The sequence below is a fragment of the Paraburkholderia sp. NPDC080076 genome (genome assembly GCF_050281145.1).
Classification (GTDB): domain Bacteria; phylum Pseudomonadota; class Gammaproteobacteria; order Burkholderiales; family Burkholderiaceae; genus Paraburkholderia.
The window spans coordinates 532003-547659 of record NZ_JBNNWQ010000002.1; the positions used below are offsets into that span (position 1 = coordinate 532003).

Here is a 15657-nt window from a genome sequence, read left to right on the forward strand (position 1 = left end):
GCTTTTCACGTTCGGTTGGTTAGCGGCGACTGCTGTTGCGGGGGGCGGACGGTTCCAGCGAATGATGCGGATCGTGGCGCTTATGCGCAAGCTGGCCGTTCGGCAGATTGACCTGCAATTGACCGGAGCGGGATCATCTTTGCGTCGCCAAAGCTTCGCATTCCTATGATCGATTTTATTGGGCGCATTTGCTGGTTGCTTTTCAACGTCGGCGTGCCAGTGTGCGCGCCCTTTGCGCTGCTGCCTCTGTTGAGCTTCTCGCGCTTCTATCGGGAGTCGTCGAAAGGGATTGCGATACGTTCCGTGCAGAACGGACAACTTCTCTGGGTCGTCATTTCGATGTGCGCCAGCGCGTGCTACGAGATCGGCAGCGCGCTGGGCGAGGCTTCGACAAATAGCACGCTATCCTTCATGCTGGCCGGATTGCTCTGGCATGTTCTGTTTCTCGTCGTGGCGTCCATCCTCGTCACGTTCGGCGCGGCTGACTCGGCACCGCATCTTGATTATCATCGCGGCGACGAGGCACGCGAACGAAGGTTGATGTGGACATCGGCGATCATGACTACAGCGGTGGTTGCCTCATTTGCCCTATCTCATTATTCGTTAAACTAACTAAATGGCAATCGTCAGAGCTATACTTTCAAGCACGTCTAACAGGGAGAACTTAAATGCCCAATCTGATCGACTACGTCATGGAAAATCGCGAACTGCGCAATCGCCTGATCGAACTTGCCGCTCCTTTTTCGATCATCGGTAGCACGATTGCCTCGATCTGCATGCTGCTCGCACGGCATTACCGGTAAAGCTTCGCAGAGAAGCGCAGAGATGCGCAGTGCCGGCATTCAAAGTCTGACCGTCCAAAAGAAAAAGCCTGCAACACGTGCAGGCTTTTCTCAAACTGACAGCTCTAGCTAAGACATTCAGACCACGCCAGCTCCATGCGCCTGCAAATCGGCGTGGTAGCTCGAACGGACCATCGCGCCCACGGCTGCGTGTGTGAAACCCATCTTGTACGCTTCTTCCTCGTACATCTTGAACGTGTCCGGATGCACGTACGAGCGCACCGGCAGATGGTGTTCCGACGGTTGCAGGTACTGGCCGATCGTCAGCATGTCCACGTCGTGTTCGCGCAGGTCGCGCATCACTTGCAGAATCTCTTCTTCGGTTTCGCCGAGGCCGACCATCAGACCGGACTTGGTGGCGACGTCAGGGTGCAGCGCCTTGAAGTCCTTCAGCAGCTTCAGCGAATGCGCGTAGTCCGAACCCGGGCGCGCTTCCTTGTACAGACGCGGCACCGTTTCGAGGTTGTGATTCATCACATCGGGCGGAGCGGCGTTCAGAATACCGAGCGCGCGATCCAGACGGCCGCGGAAGTCCGGCGTCAGAATTTCGATGCGCGTCTCGGGCGAAAGCTCGCGCGTCTGACGGATACATTCCACGAAGTGGGCCGCACCGCCATCGCGCAAATCGTCGCGGTCGACGCTGGTGATCACCACGTACTTCAGCTTCAGCGCGGCGATAGTGCGCGCGAGGTTACCCGGCTCGTCCACATCGAGCGGATCCGGGCGGCCGTGGCCGACGTCGCAGAACGGGCAGCGGCGCGTGCACTTGTCGCCCATGATCATGAAGGTCGCCGTGCCCTTGCCGAAGCATTCGCCAATGTTCGGGCAGCTCGCCTCTTCACACACCGTATGAAGATTGTGCTCGCGCAGAATCTGCTTGATTTCGTAGAAGCGAGAATTGCCGGTCGCCGCTTTGACGCGGATCCAGTCGGGTTTCTTCAGCTTTTCGATCGGGATGATCTTGATCGGAATACGGGCGGTCTTGGCTTGCGCCTTCTGCTTCGCGGTGGCGTCGTAGGCGGCGGCGGAGGCCGGCACGGCGTCAGGAGTGGGGGAAGCTGCGAGGTTCGCGGTAACGTCAGTCATTCGTTCGGTCCAGTCAGGCGGTGAGGGCACCGGCCTGTGGTTGGGCGACGGCCGCGGGACTGCCGTCGAGGTTTGCGGTGAGGCGTTCTGCAAAGGTACGGGCCACGTCGTCCCAGCCGGCGGTCACGCCGAGCGTGGCCATATCGACTGTTTCGAGCCCTGCGTAGCCACATGGATTGATGGCCAGAAACGGCCGCAAATCCATGTTCACGTTCAGGCTCACACCGTGATAGCTGCAGCCGTTGCGGATCTTCAAACCCAGCGCCGCAATCTTGGCGCCGGCGTGCAGCCCGGCGTCCGGCCCGGGCGCCACGTAGATACCGGGAGCGCCCGCCTTTCGTTCTCCGGCGAGATTATACGCCGCAAGGGTGTCGATCACGGCTTGCTCGATCCGCGTGACCAACTCGCGCACCATCAACTTGCGGCGGCGCAAATCGAGCAGCAGGTAGGCCACCACCTGGCCGGGCCCGTGATACGTGATCTGCCCTCCCCGGTCGACTTTGACCAGAGGAATGCCGCTATCGGCGGCGAGCAGATGGGCGGGATCGCCCGCCTGGCCTAGCGTGAAGACGGGTGGGTGTTCGACCAGCCAGATTTCGTCGAGAGTGTCGGCCGTGCGCCCGTCGGTGAACGATCGCATGGCTTCGAAACTGGCTTCGTAGCGTTCGCGGCCACGCCAGCGCAGCGTGAGCGGCACCGCGAGGGGCAAGGGAGTCGGGGAAACCGGGGTGGCGCACATGATCCCGGCAGTTTACCGAAATCTGGGAATTCCCGCCGGAGGCGGCTACATTAGGAATGTGTTAAATCGGGGCGGCGCGGCCGCGCCGGGCCGCCGCCAGAATCAATTGCGCGGCGCGCCATTCCGCCGAACCGGCGCGCCGCGTCCTTCGATCAAACCGTGCGCCAGCCGCCTCGCATACGCGCCGCCAACCGTTCGCCGATGCGCGCAAACCAGTTCAGCGCACGCTCGTCGCAGCGCGTCGGCACGGAAAACGCCACTCTCGCCTGTCCGTTGCCCTCCGCGCTCAACCACAACCGTTCGCCGCGCCGCAGTCTCAGCGTATGGCCGGGCTGCAGCCAGTAGTCTTCCGTATCGTCGCTGCGCGTGACCCACACCGCCCCGCCACGAACGACCAGCTTGGTGCTGCGCGCCACCTTCAGGGGAACTGTTTCGCCACTGCGGATTTCAAACGCGATGCTAGAGGAAATTTCTCGCATGATGCCCTCGCCAAAAATCGTTTCATGACTACAATCCTAGGCGTAACAAGGGTTTACGCAAAACGATCTATTTTCACCTCTATGTGAGAAATATTGCCATGGACCTTCGGCAATTACCGCCACTGAACGCGATCAAGGCATTCGAGGCCGCCGCCCGCCACGAAAGCTTTTCGCGCGCCGCCGACGAACTGTTCGTCACCCACGGCGCCGTCAGCCACCAGATTCGCGCGCTCGAGGCTGAACTGGGCGTCTCGCTGTTCGCTCGTGACGGCAAGCGCGTGCGGCTCACCGAGACCGGCCGGCGCTACGCCACGCACGTGCGCTCGGCGCTGATGGCGCTCGCCGATGCCACTCGCGAAATCCGCGCCGGCGACCGCGAGCGGCGGCTGGTGGTGTCCATGCTGTCGTCGTTTGCGGCGCGCTGGGTGACGCCGCGCGTGGGCAGCTTTATCGAGGCGCATCCGCAGTGGGATCTCGAACTGCTGTCCACCAACGCGCTCACGGACTTTGCGCGCGACGACGTCGACGTGGCAATCCGTTTCGGCTTCGGCAAATATTCGGGTTTGCATTCGGAGTTACTGCTGGAGGAGATTTTCTTTCCCGCCTGCGCGCCGAACTTCAACGGCGGCAAGCTGCCGAAAACGCCGGCCGATCTAGCGAAAGTCCCGCTGCTGCGCTCCGACGACGAACTCTGGCGCCCCTGGTTCGACGCCGCCGGCCTCACCGACTGGCCCGAGCCGAAGCGCGGCGTGCTGTATCAGGATTCGTCGAACCTGTTGCAGGCGGCGATCGACGGCCAGGGCGTCGCGCTCACGCGCCGCTCGCTGGCCATGCACGAGATCGCGGCGGGCCGCCTCGTGCGGCTATTCGATGTGGATGGGCCGAGCCCGTGGCAGTACTACCTCATCTGCCCGCCGCAGATGCTTGAGACCGCCCGCGTGAAAGCGTTTCGCGACTGGGTGTTCGAGGAGGTGGGACGCTTCAAGCAGCTTTTCGACCGGGCTTGCGAGTTGAGACCCGCCGCAAGCACCGATCTGTCCGCGGACGCATTGCGCGTCACGCCGTAATACGAACGAAGCGACGAGCGGGGCTTAAAGCACCACTTTGACCATCGGATGGCCGGTGAGCGCGCGATAGATATCGTCGAGCTGCTCACGGCTCGTGGCGCGCACCGTGACCGTCAGGCCCGTATAGTTGCCGCCGCTGGACGGCCGCGTTTCGATGCGCGAGGCATCGACTTCATTGTCGAACTGCCGCACAACCGTGACGATCGTCTCGGCGAACTCGGGATGCGATTTGCCCATGATCTTGATCGGGAAATCGCAAGGAAACTCAAACAGTGACTCGTTCACGGGACTCATTCTCTACTCCTTGCTGCGCCTCGCGCGCTTCCTGGGTCTTGGCTCGCTGATAAGCAGCGTATAGCGCCGCAAAGACCGCACCCGGCTTGCCCTCGCCGACCGCTTGGTCGTCGAGCTGCGTGACCGGCAGTACTTCCTTGGTTGCGGAACTGACGATGATCTCGTCAGCCGCGCGCAGTTCGGCTTCGCTAATCTCACGCGCTTCGAAACGGATGCCGCACTCGCCCGTCAGTTCCTCGATCAGACCGTAGCGGATCCCTTCGAGGATCTTGTGGCTGCGCGGCGGCGCGGACAACACGCCGTCCTTCACCATCCACACATTCGACGACGATCCCTCGGTCAGCATGCCGTCGCGAAACTGGATCGTCTCGAACGCGTCGTTCTCGGCGGCATATTGCGCCATCAGCACATTGCCGAGCAGCGACACGGACTTGATGTCGCAATTGAGCCAGCGACGATCTTCCGCGCTCACGCAACGCACGCCTTCTGCACGCTGCGCCGCGTTCGGCAGGTTCAGAGGCGTGACCATCACGAACACGGTCGGCCGGATGCCGGCTGGAAACGCGTGGCCGCGTTTGGCGACACCACGCGTGACCTGAATATAGGCAATTGCGTCCTGATCGGCACGCAGACCGCCGTCCGCCTCGTTCGCCGCGACCACGCGCTCGATCAGCGCGCGCCAGCCGGCGTCGTCGAACGGATTGACGATGCCGATCTTGTCGACGGAACGCGCGAGCCGCGCCAGGTGCTGCTGGAAGCGAAACGGCGTACGGCCGCGCGCGGCCCCGGTTTGCGCATACAACGGCGCGACTTCGTAAATGCCGTCGCCGAAAATAAAGCCGCGGTCGAGAACCGGCACGCGCGCTTCGGACAACGGCACCAACTCGCCGTTCAGATAGACAATCGGATCAGGCGACACATCGGAGACAGCGGTCATCGCAATCGGGCTCTTACTTCTTCTTGTTGAACATGAGCATCAGGGAATCCCACACGCGGCCGACCACGCCGGCTTGCGGCACAGCCTGCAACGCCACGATCGGGAACTGCGCCAACACCTTGCCGTCGGCAACCAGCTTCGCCGTACCGACCTGCTGACCGTTCGCGATCGGTGCGATCAGCGGATCGACCTGCTCGATCTGCGGCTTCACCTTGTCGCCCATGCCCTTCGGCACGGTGATGTACTGATCGCTCTTCACGCCGATCTGCACGGTGTCCTGCGCACCCTTGTAGACGCGCGGCGTGCCCACCACCTGATTCGCCTTGTACAGACGCACCGTGTCGTACGCGCTGTAGCCGTAGTTCAGCATCTTCAGGCTGTCCTGCACGCGGTCGTGTTCCTTGGTCTCGCCCATCATGACCGAGACGAGGCGGCGCGACGCGTCGGTCGCGCCCGGCAGCGAACGCTTCGCGCTCGCGATCAGGCAGTAACCGGCGGCTTGCGTGTGACCGGTCTTCAGACCGTCGACCGTCGGGTCGATCCACAGCAGGCGGTTGCGGTTCGGCTGCTTGATCTTGTTGTACGTGAAATCCCTGACCGAGAAGATGTTGTAGTAGTCAGGGAAGTCGCGAATCAGACGCGCCGACAGCACCGCGAGGTCGCCCGCCGTGGTGTAGTGCTGCGGATCGGGCATGCCGTTCACATCGGCGAAATGCGTGTTCTTCATGCCGAGGCGCTGCGCTTCCGTGTTCATCATGTTGACGAACTGCGACTCGCTGCCGCCGACCAGTTCGGCCAGCGCGATCGCCGCGTCGTTACCCGACTGGACGATCATCCCGTACACCAGATCGTGCACGGTCACCGGCTTGTTCGCTTCGATGAACATGCGCGATTCGTCGGTGCGCACGCGGCGCACCGCTTCGCTCGGCATGACCGTCTGGTCCATGTTGATCTTCTTCGTCTGCAGTGCTTCGAAGACGAGGTACGCCGTCATCAGCTTGGTCAGCGACGCCGGTTCCACGCGCTCGTCGGGGTTGCCGGAGGCGAGCACCTGGTTGCTGGTCGCGTCGACGAGCACCCATGAGCGCGCGTTCACGGCCGGCGGCGGCACTTGCGCAAATGCGGTGCTGGCGACGAGCGTGGCCGGCAGCACGACACCGAGGGTCACGGCACGGCTAAGCGCGGAAGGAACGAAGGAAGCAACTGAAGGGAATGACGTGCGGCCGGAGGTGGAGAAACGCATAGGGTCGATTGGTGCAGAAAAATACATCGCGCGCAGGGCGCAAAGTTTGGAAGAGCCGGTCGGCGAGCGTCTGGCCGTAAAAACGGCGCGGCGCCCATTGGACTTCCGGCCACGCGATCGGTTCGCGCAGCACGCCTTGCATCCGGCACCGCTGCGCGCGAAAAGACGCTACGCGTCGCGCGAACTGCCGGATGGGCGGCGCTGCGCCCAAAAAAGAGTCGCCATTATACGCGCGCTATCCCGGTTACTTTGCTCCAAGCTCGGCGATTAATTTGCGTTTGTGCGTACCTGTACCCCGGAAAACACACATCGCCGGCCGCTTACCGCCACGCGTCGACGATGATCCGCTTCAGCACGTGCAGCTTGCGATGCAGAAAATGCTCCGCCCCCGGAATCACGACGACCGGCAATTCCTGCGGCCGCGCCCAGTCGTAAACGGATTGAATGGGAACCGTCTCGTCGGTTTCACCGTGAATCACGAGCGTGTTTTCCGGCACGGGCGCGACGTCCCAGCGGCTCGCCGCCGTGCCGACCAGCACCATTCGCTCGATCTCCCGACCCTCTTCGCGCAACTGCGCGGCCACGTGCGACAGCACAAACGTGCCGAACGAAAAACCCGCCAGCACGAGGGGCAGATCGCCTTGGCCCGGTTCGGCGCGCATGTGATCGAGCACGGCGCGCAGGTCGTCGCGCTCGCCGATGCCCGCGTCATGCTCGCCTTGCGTTTCGCCGACACCGCGAAAATTCGAGCGATACGTCACGTAGTTCAACTGCACGAGCGTGCGCGCGAGCGTCTGCGCGACCTTGTTGTCCATGGTGCCGCCGAACAGCGGATGCGGATGCGCGACCAGCGCGATGCCGCGCGGCGCGGCGCCGTTCTCGCGCGTCTCGTCGGGCAGATCCAGCGCGACCTCGATCTTGCCGACCGGGCCGTCGATCAGATACTTCCTGGTATGTACGTTCATGGTGACGCTTTATTGATCGATTTTCAGACGCTCGACAATCTTGCCGTTCGCGAGGTGCGAGTCGACGATTTCGTCGATGTCGCTCTCGTCGACGTACGTGTACCAGATGCCTTCCGGATACACGACGACCGTCGGGCCGAGTTCACAGCGGTCGAGGCAACCGGCCTTGTTGATGCGCACCTGGCCCGGACCTGCGAGACCGAGTTTCTTCACGCGTTTTTTTGCGTACTCCTGCATCTCCTGCGCGTTGCAGTTCGCGCAGCTCGGGCGCTCGGCGCCGGGCTCGCGCTGATTGAGACAGAAGAAGACGTGGTACTTGTAGAAGGAGTCCATGATGTCCGGGGGCGAGGCTGTCAATGTGGGGAACGGCGCTGGATGCACGGCGGCGCGCCTGTTGTGCGAACGATTATAGCGAGCGGGGCTGGCGGTCGCTGATGCTGTCCACGCTTGCCCCACGCTCCGAGTGCGCGCTTCACGTGTGCTTCATGCGCCGTTTGAGCCATGCCTGCTCGACGATATAGGCGAGCCACACGAGTGCGGCATAAGGCCAGATCCACGCGAGCCAGTGCGCCAGACCGTTGAAGTGCAGATAACGCCCTTGCCGCCAGTCGGCCAGCACGGCATCGAAATACGGATTCACCGGCAGCAGATTGACGAACACCAGCGCAACCGTCAGCGCCGCGCCCGCCAGCGCCGCGCGCGATCTGCGCCGCAGACGCAACGTGAAGAGTGCCGCGCCGGTACCGCACACAAGGCCCGCCAACGCGCCGGGCGTCGCCCAGTCGAACGCGAGACCGGACTGCGACTGCAGAAACGTCGCGCCCACCTTTACGCACAAGGTCATCACGATAAACAGCAGCAACAGGCGCACGCGCGGCGCATGGCGGCGCACCGGCAACGACGCCAGCGCGAGCGCGGCGAACAGGTTGAGCGTGGTGATCACGGCTTCCCACACGTCGTCAGGCATCCAGGCGGCGGCGAGCGCCGGCCATGTACCGACGTGCCAGCCCGGTGGCGTCCACGCGAGCAAGGCATCTTGCGTCGTCGAATCGAAACGCAGCCAGAGCGCGCGCGGCCAGTTGCCGAGACCGAACAGACGCGGCGCCGGATACATCGTCGCGAACGGCCAGGCCAGCACCAGGCACGCGAGCGCCGCTCGGTCGCGCTCGAACCACAGAAGCCGCACGCGCCGCAGCAAGCCACGATCGAGCAGCGCGCCCGTCGCCGGCGACATGATCGCCGCGCCGAGCAACGCGCCGAGCGCATTGGCGGCGAGATCGAGGTTGGAGGCGACACGCGTGGGCAGATAGGTTTGCACGGCTTCCATCACGCCGGACAGCAACCCGCCGAGCACGAAGGCGAACGCGACCGCCAGCGTGCCGCGCCAGCGCGGATAGACCGCGAGCACCACGAGCGCGCCGAACGGCATATAGCCGAGCACGTTGGTGACGACGTCGAACGCCGTCAGGTACTGCGGCATGGGATCGGACAGGTAGGCAAACGGGCCGAGCCCGAGCGAACGCCAGCCCGTAAACGGATACCACGAACCGTAGACGATCAACGCGGTATACAGCACCAGCGCCTGCCGGGCGAGCACCGACGGACGGCGCGCCCAGGGTTTTACGCTCATGCAGCGCTCCTCTGTGTGCGCTGCAAGCCGGTCATTGCGCGGCGACCAGCGCCTGCACGCCGAGCCATGCGCCGATTTGCGCGACCAGATCGTCGCTGGCGGTGGCGAGCGCTTGCGCGCCGCCGGCGGCGTCCGCCGAACTGGACGGTGCGCGCGCGATGAACGTGCGCTGGCTGAGCACCTTACCGTTCTGCGTCAGAGTGGCGCGCGCGGTGACCGCGGCGTGACTTTGGGACTGGCTGTCGAAGACCTGTTCGAACTCGCTCAGATCGACCTTCAGCACCGGCGCGGCGACGCCGTCGGCGCCCGTCAGCACGGTGCCGCGCGAACTGAGCGCGCCACGCAGACGCTGGGTCAGCAACTGCGAAGGCGTCATGGTCCAGTGGCTGTTCGCGTACGCGGCCGTCTGCTGTGCGTCGGCGTAGCTCAGGCGGTAAATCAGCTTGTCCGACTCGAGCACGTCGGGCGCGCTCACGTCGAGCACCTTCACAGCCGGCGACGTGCCCGCTGACGCTGCCGGACTCGGCGGCCCGAAGTCGTAGCGGATGTCCGAGAGCGCTGCGGGCGTACCCGCGCAGCCCGCGGCGAGCACGCCGAATGCGAGCAGCACCGCCAACGCGGCGCGCGAGGACAAGAATCGGTGAATCGAACGTGACATGACAATCTTCCTTTCTTCAAACCTTCAAAATCATTGAGCAGCGCGGGCGGCGGGCCACTTGAAGCCTGCTTCACCGGGGCCGGGCGCCGCACCCGGCGCGCCGAACAGGACGCTGCGCGGGCTGGTGCTGAACGTATCGGCGGCGCGGTCCACCGAGCGGGCCGCGGAGCGCACGTCTTCCGCGAGCGAGTTGACGCGCGGCAAGGTGTCGTAGCCGACTCGCGCCGACAGTTCCTGCACGACGCCATTGATCGACACCAGTGCGTCGCCGGCCTGCTGCGCGGCCGTGCCGACCTTGTTCAGGTTGGTCTCGAACGGGCCGTTCGGCTGGTTCAGGCCGGTGATCAGCTGATTGGTCGACACCAGCGTGCGATCCAACTGTTTGATCGTGTCGGGCAGCATGCCGGCGGCCGGCGTCATTTTCTGGCTCAGCGTGGCCACGCCGTCGGCGGCTTTCTGCAGGCTTGCGGCCGTGCCTTGCAACTGGTCGGCCATTTCCGGCGACAGCAAATTGTCGACGTCGTCCGCGACTTTTTCGAGTTTGCGCAGCAACACGTCGCCGCGTTGCTGCAGTTGATCGAGCAAGCCGGGGCGCATCGGCAACTGCGCCACCTGTTTGGCCGACGACGGCAGCGGCGACGGGTCGCGCCCATTGTCATCCAGCTGGATGAAGGCAATACCCGTCACGCCCTGGAAACCCAGGCTGCCGAACGTCGAATGGGTAATCGGCGCGTGCGTATCGACAAGGATGCGGATCAGAATCTGCCCCGGGTGAGCCGGGTCGAATTTGATCGACTGCACCTTGCCGACGTCGAGCCCGCGATAACGCACCGCTGCGTCGGTAAACAGGCCCGTCACGTTGGTGCGCGCAATCAGATCGTACGGCACCCGCACGGCACGGTCGACGTTGAACAAAAATGCCGCCAGCGCAATGGCCACCAGCAGAACGATCGTGAAGAGCCCGGCCCAGAAGGCATGTGATTTGTTTTCCATTGTCAGGTTCCCTGGTTCACAGCGGCAATTCGGACGATGCCGGCTCGAGCGCCGCCCGCGGCAGCCTCGCGCGGCGCTCCGGCGGCAGCGCCTGCAACGCGCGGCGTCCGCGCAGGCCGAGGAAATATTCGCGGATGAACGGATGATCGACCCCCGCGGCCTCCTCCACCGGCGCGGCGACCAGCACCTTGCGATCGGCCAGCACGGCGACGCGGGTGGACAGCGCGATCATCGTGTCGAGATCGTGCGTGACCATCACCACCGTCAGGCCGAGCGCGCGATGCAGCGCGGAGATCAGCTCGACGAATTCATCCGACGCCTGCGGATCGAGCCCGGCGGTCGGTTCGTCGAGAAACAGCAACTCGGGTTCGAGCGCGATCGCCCGCGCAATGCCCACGCGTTTGATCATGCCGCCCGACAGCGCCGACGGCATTTTCGACGCGTGCTTGCACGGCAGACCGACCATCTCGAGCTTGAGCATCACAATGTCGCGCAACAGATCTTCGGGCACCTTGCCGAGTTCGCGCACCGGCTGCGCGATGTTGTCGAACACCGACAGCGACGAGAATAGCGCGCCGCGCTGAAACAGCATGCCGGAGCGGCTGCGCATCAGCAGCGCGGTTTCCGGCGAAATGGTCGCGAGATTCTCGCCGAACAGCTTGATGGTGCCCGACGAAGGACGCTCGAGACCGAGAATCTGCCGCACCAGCGTGGTCTTGCCGGAACCCGAGCCGCCGACGATCGACACGATCTCGCCGCGCCGCACGTCCAGGTTCAGATGCTGGTGCACGATGTTGCGGCCGTAGCGCTTGGTCACGTCGATCACTTCGATCACCGGCTCGGCGATCGAGGGCATCGGCTGGCCGCGCACGGCCTGAGTGAGTGGCGCGATCATCCGAGCCCCACGTTCTGGAAGAGAATCGCGAACACGGCGTCCGCGAGAATCACGATGGTAATCGAGGTCACCACCGAGGTCGTCGTGCCCTCGCCAAGACTCTGCGAATTGGCCTTGATACGGAAACCGAAATGACAGCCGACGATCGCGATCAGCATACCGAACGCGACGCCCTTACCCAAGCCGATCCACAGATTCGCGACCGGCACCACGCTCGGCAACGCCCGCGCGAAGTAGTTCATGTCGATGCCGAGCGCGATCTTGGCGGCGAGCGCGCCGCCCGCCAGCGCAATGATGTTAGTCCACATCACGAGCAGCGGCATGGCCACGCCGAGCGCGACCACGCGCGGGAGGATCAGCCGCAGGCCGTGCGGGATGCCCATCACGCGCATCGCGTCGAGTTCCTCGGTCACGCGCATCACGCCGATCTGCGCGGTGATCGCCGAGCCCGAGCGGCCTGCCACCAGAATCGCCGCGAGCACGGGCCCGAGTTCGCGGATCACCGAAAGGCCAAGAATATTGACGATGTACTGGTTCGCGCCAAACAGCCGCAGTTGCTGCGCCGACAGATAGCTGAGCACGATGCCGATCAGAAACGCGACCAGCGCGGTGATCGGCATGGCTTTGGTGCCGGCGTTATAGATGTTCGCGGAGATCTCGGTCCACGGCGTGATTTTCGGTTTGCGCGCGATCGCCAACAGATCGAGCACGACGCGCCCGAGCATGGCCACGCCGCCATACAGATGCTCGAAGAACGAGAAGATCGCGAGTCCCAGCCGCGTGAACGGATCGAACTTGATCACCGGCTCGGCGGTTTCGCGCACGGTGTCCAGCAGGGCGATGCGCTCGAAAATGTCGCGTTGCGTGTCGGTGAGCGTGGTGTCCGGCGGCATCTTGTGGCCCCACACGCGCCACAGCGCCTGGCCGCCGACGTGGTCCATCCGGTCGATACGCGACAGGTCCCATTGACCGATGCCTTCGGCGCCGACCAGCGACCGCAATAGAGGGATTACGTGCCCGGTGGCCTTGTCGCGCGCGAGCGCGAGCGCCGTCCACTGGCCCGAGAGCCGGACGATCTTGCCTTGGCTGCCTGCCGCGACTTCGAGGCCGGGCGGAGTGTCGTAGTTCAAGGATCGTTGAATCTGGTTATCGGATTAGCGGCCATTGTAACGAAGGCGCGGCGCAGGAACCGTGCGCGCGGGCTTACCGGGTTCGCTGTCGCTACAATATGAACCATGAACGCTTCCAAGACTCCCCCTCAAGCAGACTGGCGCATCGATCGCGAGCGCGCAGTCGCCCTGTTCGGCCCGCACGCGCATGACTGGCCGATCGAAATCGTCGAGGAAACCGGCTCGACCAACGCCGACCTGATGGCACGCGTCAAAGCGCTGCCGCGCAAGGCCGGCGCGCTGCCGCGGCCGATCGTGCGGGTCGCGTATCTGCAAACCGCCGGGCGTGGCCGCCGTGGCCGTCCGTGGTATGCGGAGCCGGGCAATGCGCTGCTGTTTTCGGTGGCGTGCGTGCTGCCGTGTCCGCTCGAGGGGCTCGCGGGCCTGAGTCTCGCGGTGGGCGTCGCGCTGGTCGACGGGCTGCGCTCGCTGCCCGTCGCCGGCCCCGGCCAGATCGCGCTGAAGTGGCCGAACGACGTCCTGCTCGAAGGCGACAAGCTGGCAGGCATCCTGATCGAGACCGCGTGGAGCACCGACAACGCCAGCGCGGTGGTGATCGGCATCGGCACCAACGTCAAGGGCGCGGACGAACTCGCGGCCAAGGTCGGCGCGCTGAACGCCGGCGTGCCGCCGCAGGCGCGCGGCACCGCGCCGACCGCGCTGCAGCGCGCGCTGCCCAACGCCAACCTAACCGACACGCTCGCCGCCGAGTTGAACGCGCTCGAACCGGCCTTGCAGCGCTTCGGCGCTGAAGGCTTCGCGCCGTTCCAGGCGCGCTGGAACGCGGTGCACGCCTACGCGGGCCGCGAAGTGGTGTTGCTGGAACAAGGCGAAGAACAGATGCGCGGCGTGGCGGCGGGCGTCGACGAGCGCGGCCAGTTGCTGCTCGACACGCCGACCGGCCGCGAGACCGTGGCGACCGGCGACGTCTCGCTGCGTCTGGCCGACGGTGCCGCATGACGAGCGGCGCGCTCTGGTTGTTGATCGACGCGGGCAATAGCCGCATCAAGTGGGCGCTGGTGCAGGCGGACGGCTCCCAGATCGCGGCCGGCGCGCTGACGCATGGCGGCGCGGATCAGCCGGACTGGTCGGATTTGCCGGCGCCCGGCGGCGCATGGTTGTCGAATGTGGCGGGCGAAAACGTCGCCGCACGGATTGCCGCATTGCTCGACGCGCGCTGGCCGCAACTGCCGCTTACGACGATTCGCGCCTGCGCGCGGCAATGCGGCGTAACCAACAGCTACACCACGCCGGATGTACTCGGCAGCGACCGCTGGGCCGGCATGATCGGCGCGCACGCGGCGTTTCCCGGTGAACATCTGCTGATTGCGACTTTCGGCACGGCGACCACGCTCGAAGCATTGCGCGCGGACGGCTGCTTTGTCGGCGGCCTGATCGCGCCGGGGTGGAGCTTGATGATGCGCTCGCTCGGCGAGCACACGGCGCAACTGCCGACGCTCGACGCCCAAGCCGCGCGCGGCCTGCTCGACGGCAGCATGCCCGATACGACGCGCCGCGGCCCGTTCTTCGCGACGGACACGCCGCGCTCGCTATCCGCCGGTTGCACGTTGGCGCAAGCGGGCTTGATCGAGCGCATGTGGCGCGATCTGCAGGATGAATGGCAGGTTCCGGTGCGCCTCCTGGTCAGCGGCGGCGCCGTGGACGAAGTGGCGAGCGCGCTGAAAGTGCCGCATACTCGCCACGATTCGCTCGTGCTCTCCGGTCTTGCGCTGATTGCTGCCGAGCGCGTCATGGAACGCGGCAACTGAATCGCGGCCATAGGGATAACGGCGGCTCAACTTCTGGACGGGGAAAACCAACAATGCTGCGCTGGCTGATCGCCATATTGTTTCTTGCCAACATGCTGGCATTCGTCGCGGTGCGCGGCGTATTCGGCCCGACGCCTACAGCCGGCGGACGCGAGCCCAACCATCTGAATCGCCAGGTTCATCAGGAATGGTTGAAGGTGCAGCCGGTCACGGCGTCGGACGCTGCCGATCAGGCTGTTGTCGGCGGCCCAGCGCCGGTGGCGCCGATCGCGGCGTCCGCGCTGTCGCAGTAACGCAAGCAGTAACTCGAGCAGTCACGCAACGAGCGGACAGACTTCGCGGCGGGCGGCGGGCGACGCGAGACGCGAAGTCGGTGCGTTGCTCGCGCGGCAGTTGGCCTTTAGCCCTGCGTACGAACTTTCTTCAGCAGTGCGGTAGTCGAGCGGTCGTGTTCGAAGGGAATCGCCAACGCCTTACCGCCCCAGCTTCGCACAATGGCCGACTCGGGCAGCACATCCATGTCGTAGTCGCCGCCCTTCACGAGCACGTCCGGCCGCACCGCCGAAATCAACTCGACGGGCGTCTTTTCGCCGAAGCACACCACGTAGTCGACACTCTCTAGCGCCGCCAGCAACGCCATCCGGTCAGCCTCGTTATTGATAGGCCGATCGTCGCCTTTGCCCAGCATACGAACCGACGCATCGCTATTCACGCCGACGATCAGGCAAGCGCCCAAAGCCTTCGCATCCGCGAGGTAAGTCACATGCCCGCGATGCAGGATATCGAACACGCCGTTGGTAAACACCACCGGCGCGTTCAGCGAAGGACGCAGCGTCACCAGTGCGTCGCGCGTCAGAATCTTGCGTTCAAAAATGGCAGCCATGGAGGAAT

General features: G+C 64.5%; 20 protein-coding genes. 6 read left to right on the forward strand and 14 right to left on the reverse strand.

The annotated features are described in order from the left end of the window. The first annotated feature begins 165 nt into the window (after positions 1 to 165). Together ACQKRQ_RS09750 and ACQKRQ_RS09755 are read left to right on the forward strand one after the other, a co-directional pair. Positions 166 to 612 (forward strand): hypothetical protein, encoded by a 447-nt coding sequence (locus ACQKRQ_RS09750; RefSeq protein WP_427476628.1) that lies wholly within the window; start codon positions 166 to 168, stop codon positions 610 to 612. Between the two features lie 56 nt (positions 613 to 668). Continuing rightward, a complete protein-coding gene (locus ACQKRQ_RS09755; protein ID WP_279388592.1) occupies positions 669 to 803 on the forward strand; it encodes a hypothetical protein in 135 nt (44 codons plus the stop codon). Positions 804 to 920: 117 nt separating this feature from the next. Here the strand turns inward: ACQKRQ_RS09755 and lipA are convergent, their stop codons facing one another. From lipA to ACQKRQ_RS09770, 3 genes are all read right to left on the reverse strand, one after another. Continuing rightward, positions 921 to 1928, reverse strand: a complete 1008-nt coding sequence (gene lipA / locus ACQKRQ_RS09760) for a lipoyl synthase (protein WP_408181169.1) — start codon at positions 1926 to 1928, stop codon at positions 921 to 923. A 13-nt stretch (positions 1929 to 1941) separates the two neighbouring features. Then, positions 1942 to 2667, reverse strand: a complete 726-nt coding sequence (gene lipB / locus ACQKRQ_RS09765) for a lipoyl(octanoyl) transferase LipB (RefSeq protein WP_427476630.1) — start codon at positions 2665 to 2667, stop codon at positions 1942 to 1944. 152 nt (positions 2668 to 2819) lie between these two features. Next, positions 2820 to 3146 (reverse strand): DUF2917 domain-containing protein, encoded by a 327-nt coding sequence (locus ACQKRQ_RS09770; protein WP_132376228.1) that lies wholly within the window; start codon positions 3144 to 3146, stop codon positions 2820 to 2822. A gap of 98 nt (positions 3147 to 3244) precedes the next feature. Here ACQKRQ_RS09770 and ACQKRQ_RS09775 point away from each other — a divergent pair, with 98 nt between their 5' ends. Further along, the gene (locus ACQKRQ_RS09775; RefSeq protein ID WP_132376229.1) at positions 3245 to 4213 is read left to right on the forward strand and encodes a transcriptional regulator GcvA; all 969 of its coding nucleotides are present in this window, start codon (positions 3245 to 3247) and stop codon (positions 4211 to 4213) included. 24 nt (positions 4214 to 4237) lie between these two features. Here ACQKRQ_RS09775 and ACQKRQ_RS09780 read toward each other — a convergent pair whose 3' ends face one another. From ACQKRQ_RS09780 to ACQKRQ_RS09825, 10 genes are all read right to left on the reverse strand, one after another. Next, complete coding sequence (locus ACQKRQ_RS09780; RefSeq protein ID WP_132376230.1) at positions 4238 to 4507, reverse strand: DUF493 family protein; 270 nt, start codon at positions 4505 to 4507, stop codon at positions 4238 to 4240. Further along, entirely contained in the window at positions 4479 to 5444 is a 966-nt protein-coding gene (locus ACQKRQ_RS09785; RefSeq protein WP_427476633.1) for a D-amino acid aminotransferase, read from the reverse strand. The genes ACQKRQ_RS09780 and ACQKRQ_RS09785 overlap by 29 nt, the downstream gene beginning before the upstream one ends. Before the next feature lie 13 nt (positions 5445 to 5457). Then, positions 5458 to 6687 carry a D-alanyl-D-alanine carboxypeptidase family protein gene (locus ACQKRQ_RS09790; protein ID WP_132376232.1) on the reverse strand — a complete coding sequence of 410 codons (1230 nt, stop codon included), beginning with the start codon at positions 6685 to 6687 and terminating at the stop codon, positions 5458 to 5460. Positions 6688 to 7007: 320 nt separating this feature from the next. Beyond that, complete coding sequence (locus ACQKRQ_RS09795; protein ID WP_427476636.1) at positions 7008 to 7652, reverse strand: alpha/beta hydrolase; 645 nt, start codon at positions 7650 to 7652, stop codon at positions 7008 to 7010. 9 nt (positions 7653 to 7661) lie between these two features. Beyond that, on the reverse strand, positions 7662 to 7985 hold the full coding sequence (locus ACQKRQ_RS09800; protein WP_132376234.1) for a (2Fe-2S) ferredoxin domain-containing protein: 324 nt from the start codon (positions 7983 to 7985) through the stop codon (positions 7662 to 7664). Between the two features lie 139 nt (positions 7986 to 8124). Beyond that, complete coding sequence (locus tag ACQKRQ_RS09805; protein ID WP_132376235.1) at positions 8125 to 9282, reverse strand: VanZ family protein; 1158 nt, start codon at positions 9280 to 9282, stop codon at positions 8125 to 8127. A 31-nt stretch (positions 9283 to 9313) separates the two neighbouring features. Then, a complete protein-coding gene (locus ACQKRQ_RS09810; protein WP_408181165.1) occupies positions 9314 to 9940 on the reverse strand; it encodes an ABC-type transport auxiliary lipoprotein family protein in 627 nt (208 codons plus the stop codon). A 30-nt stretch (positions 9941 to 9970) separates the two neighbouring features. Then, on the reverse strand, positions 9971 to 10933 hold the full coding sequence (locus tag ACQKRQ_RS09815; protein ID WP_132376237.1) for an MlaD family protein: 963 nt from the start codon (positions 10931 to 10933) through the stop codon (positions 9971 to 9973). A gap of 16 nt (positions 10934 to 10949) precedes the next feature. Further along, positions 10950 to 11828, reverse strand: coding sequence for an ABC transporter ATP-binding protein (locus ACQKRQ_RS09820; protein WP_132376238.1), 879 nt, complete (start codon positions 11826 to 11828; stop codon positions 10950 to 10952). Further along, positions 11825 to 12958: an MlaE family ABC transporter permease gene (locus tag ACQKRQ_RS09825; RefSeq protein WP_132376239.1), complete on the reverse strand. Its 1134-nt coding sequence runs from the start codon at positions 12956 to 12958 to the stop codon at positions 11825 to 11827. Before ACQKRQ_RS09825 ends, ACQKRQ_RS09820 begins: the two co-directional genes overlap by 4 nt. A 105-nt stretch (positions 12959 to 13063) precedes the next feature. On the opposite strand from ACQKRQ_RS09825, the gene ACQKRQ_RS09830 reads away from it, so the two are divergent. From ACQKRQ_RS09830 to ACQKRQ_RS09840, 3 genes are read left to right on the forward strand one after another with little or no spacing between them, the layout of a single operon-like run. Continuing rightward, positions 13064 to 13957 (forward strand): biotin--[acetyl-CoA-carboxylase] ligase, encoded by an 894-nt coding sequence (locus ACQKRQ_RS09830; RefSeq protein ID WP_427476640.1) that lies wholly within the window; start codon positions 13064 to 13066, stop codon positions 13955 to 13957. Continuing rightward, positions 13954 to 14766 carry a type III pantothenate kinase gene (locus ACQKRQ_RS09835; protein ID WP_427476642.1) on the forward strand — a complete coding sequence of 271 codons (813 nt, stop codon included), beginning with the start codon at positions 13954 to 13956 and terminating at the stop codon, positions 14764 to 14766. Before ACQKRQ_RS09830 ends, ACQKRQ_RS09835 begins: the two co-directional genes overlap by 4 nt. 53 nt (positions 14767 to 14819) lie before the next feature. Then, complete coding sequence (locus tag ACQKRQ_RS09840) at positions 14820 to 15059, forward strand: hypothetical protein (RefSeq protein WP_132376242.1); 240 nt, start codon at positions 14820 to 14822, stop codon at positions 15057 to 15059. Positions 15060 to 15166: 107 nt separating this feature from the next. Here the strand turns inward: ACQKRQ_RS09840 and rfaE2 are convergent, their stop codons facing one another. Continuing rightward, a complete protein-coding gene (rfaE2, locus tag ACQKRQ_RS09845) occupies positions 15167 to 15649 on the reverse strand; it encodes a D-glycero-beta-D-manno-heptose 1-phosphate adenylyltransferase (RefSeq protein WP_012431554.1) in 483 nt (160 codons plus the stop codon). Positions 15650 to 15657 lie beyond the last annotated feature (8 nt).

Bases quoted from the DNA above. Each gene is read 5' to 3' on its own strand.
- ACQKRQ_RS09750 (WP_427476628.1), top strand. From the start codon at position 166: ATGATCGATTTTATTGGGCGCATTTGCTGGTTGCTTTTCAACGTCGGC.
- ACQKRQ_RS09755 (WP_279388592.1), top strand. From the start codon at position 669: ATGCCCAATCTGATCGACTACGTCATGGAAAATCGCGAACTGCGCAAT.
- lipA (WP_408181169.1), bottom strand. From the start codon at position 1,928: ATGACTGACGTTACCGCGAACCTCGCAGCTTCCCCCACTCCTGACGCC.
- lipB (WP_427476630.1), bottom strand. From the start codon at position 2,667: ATGTGCGCCACCCCGGTTTCCCCGACTCCCTTGCCCCTCGCGGTGCCG.
- ACQKRQ_RS09770 (WP_132376228.1), bottom strand. From the start codon at position 3,146: ATGCGAGAAATTTCCTCTAGCATCGCGTTTGAAATCCGCAGTGGCGAA.
- ACQKRQ_RS09775 (WP_132376229.1), top strand. From the start codon at position 3,245: ATGGACCTTCGGCAATTACCGCCACTGAACGCGATCAAGGCATTCGAG.
- ACQKRQ_RS09780 (WP_132376230.1), bottom strand. From the start codon at position 4,507: ATGAGTCCCGTGAACGAGTCACTGTTTGAGTTTCCTTGCGATTTCCCG.
- ACQKRQ_RS09785 (WP_427476633.1), bottom strand. From the start codon at position 5,444: ATGACCGCTGTCTCCGATGTGTCGCCTGATCCGATTGTCTATCTGAAC.
- ACQKRQ_RS09790 (WP_132376232.1), bottom strand. From the start codon at position 6,687: ATGCGTTTCTCCACCTCCGGCCGCACGTCATTCCCTTCAGTTGCTTCC.
- ACQKRQ_RS09795 (WP_427476636.1), bottom strand. From the start codon at position 7,652: ATGAACGTACATACCAGGAAGTATCTGATCGACGGCCCGGTCGGCAAG.
- ACQKRQ_RS09800 (WP_132376234.1), bottom strand. From the start codon at position 7,985: ATGGACTCCTTCTACAAGTACCACGTCTTCTTCTGTCTCAATCAGCGC.
- ACQKRQ_RS09805 (WP_132376235.1), bottom strand. From the start codon at position 9,282: ATGAGCGTAAAACCCTGGGCGCGCCGTCCGTCGGTGCTCGCCCGGCAG.
- ACQKRQ_RS09810 (WP_408181165.1), bottom strand. From the start codon at position 9,940: ATGTCACGTTCGATTCACCGATTCTTGTCCTCGCGCGCCGCGTTGGCG.
- ACQKRQ_RS09815 (WP_132376237.1), bottom strand. From the start codon at position 10,933: ATGGAAAACAAATCACATGCCTTCTGGGCCGGGCTCTTCACGATCGTT.
- ACQKRQ_RS09820 (WP_132376238.1), bottom strand. From the start codon at position 11,828: ATGATCGCGCCACTCACTCAGGCCGTGCGCGGCCAGCCGATGCCCTCG.
- ACQKRQ_RS09830 (WP_427476640.1), top strand. From the start codon at position 13,064: ATGAACGCTTCCAAGACTCCCCCTCAAGCAGACTGGCGCATCGATCGC.
- ACQKRQ_RS09835 (WP_427476642.1), top strand. From the start codon at position 13,954: ATGACGAGCGGCGCGCTCTGGTTGTTGATCGACGCGGGCAATAGCCGC.
- ACQKRQ_RS09840 (WP_132376242.1), top strand. From the start codon at position 14,820: ATGCTGCGCTGGCTGATCGCCATATTGTTTCTTGCCAACATGCTGGCA.
- rfaE2 (WP_012431554.1), bottom strand. From the start codon at position 15,649: ATGGCTGCCATTTTTGAACGCAAGATTCTGACGCGCGACGCACTGGTG.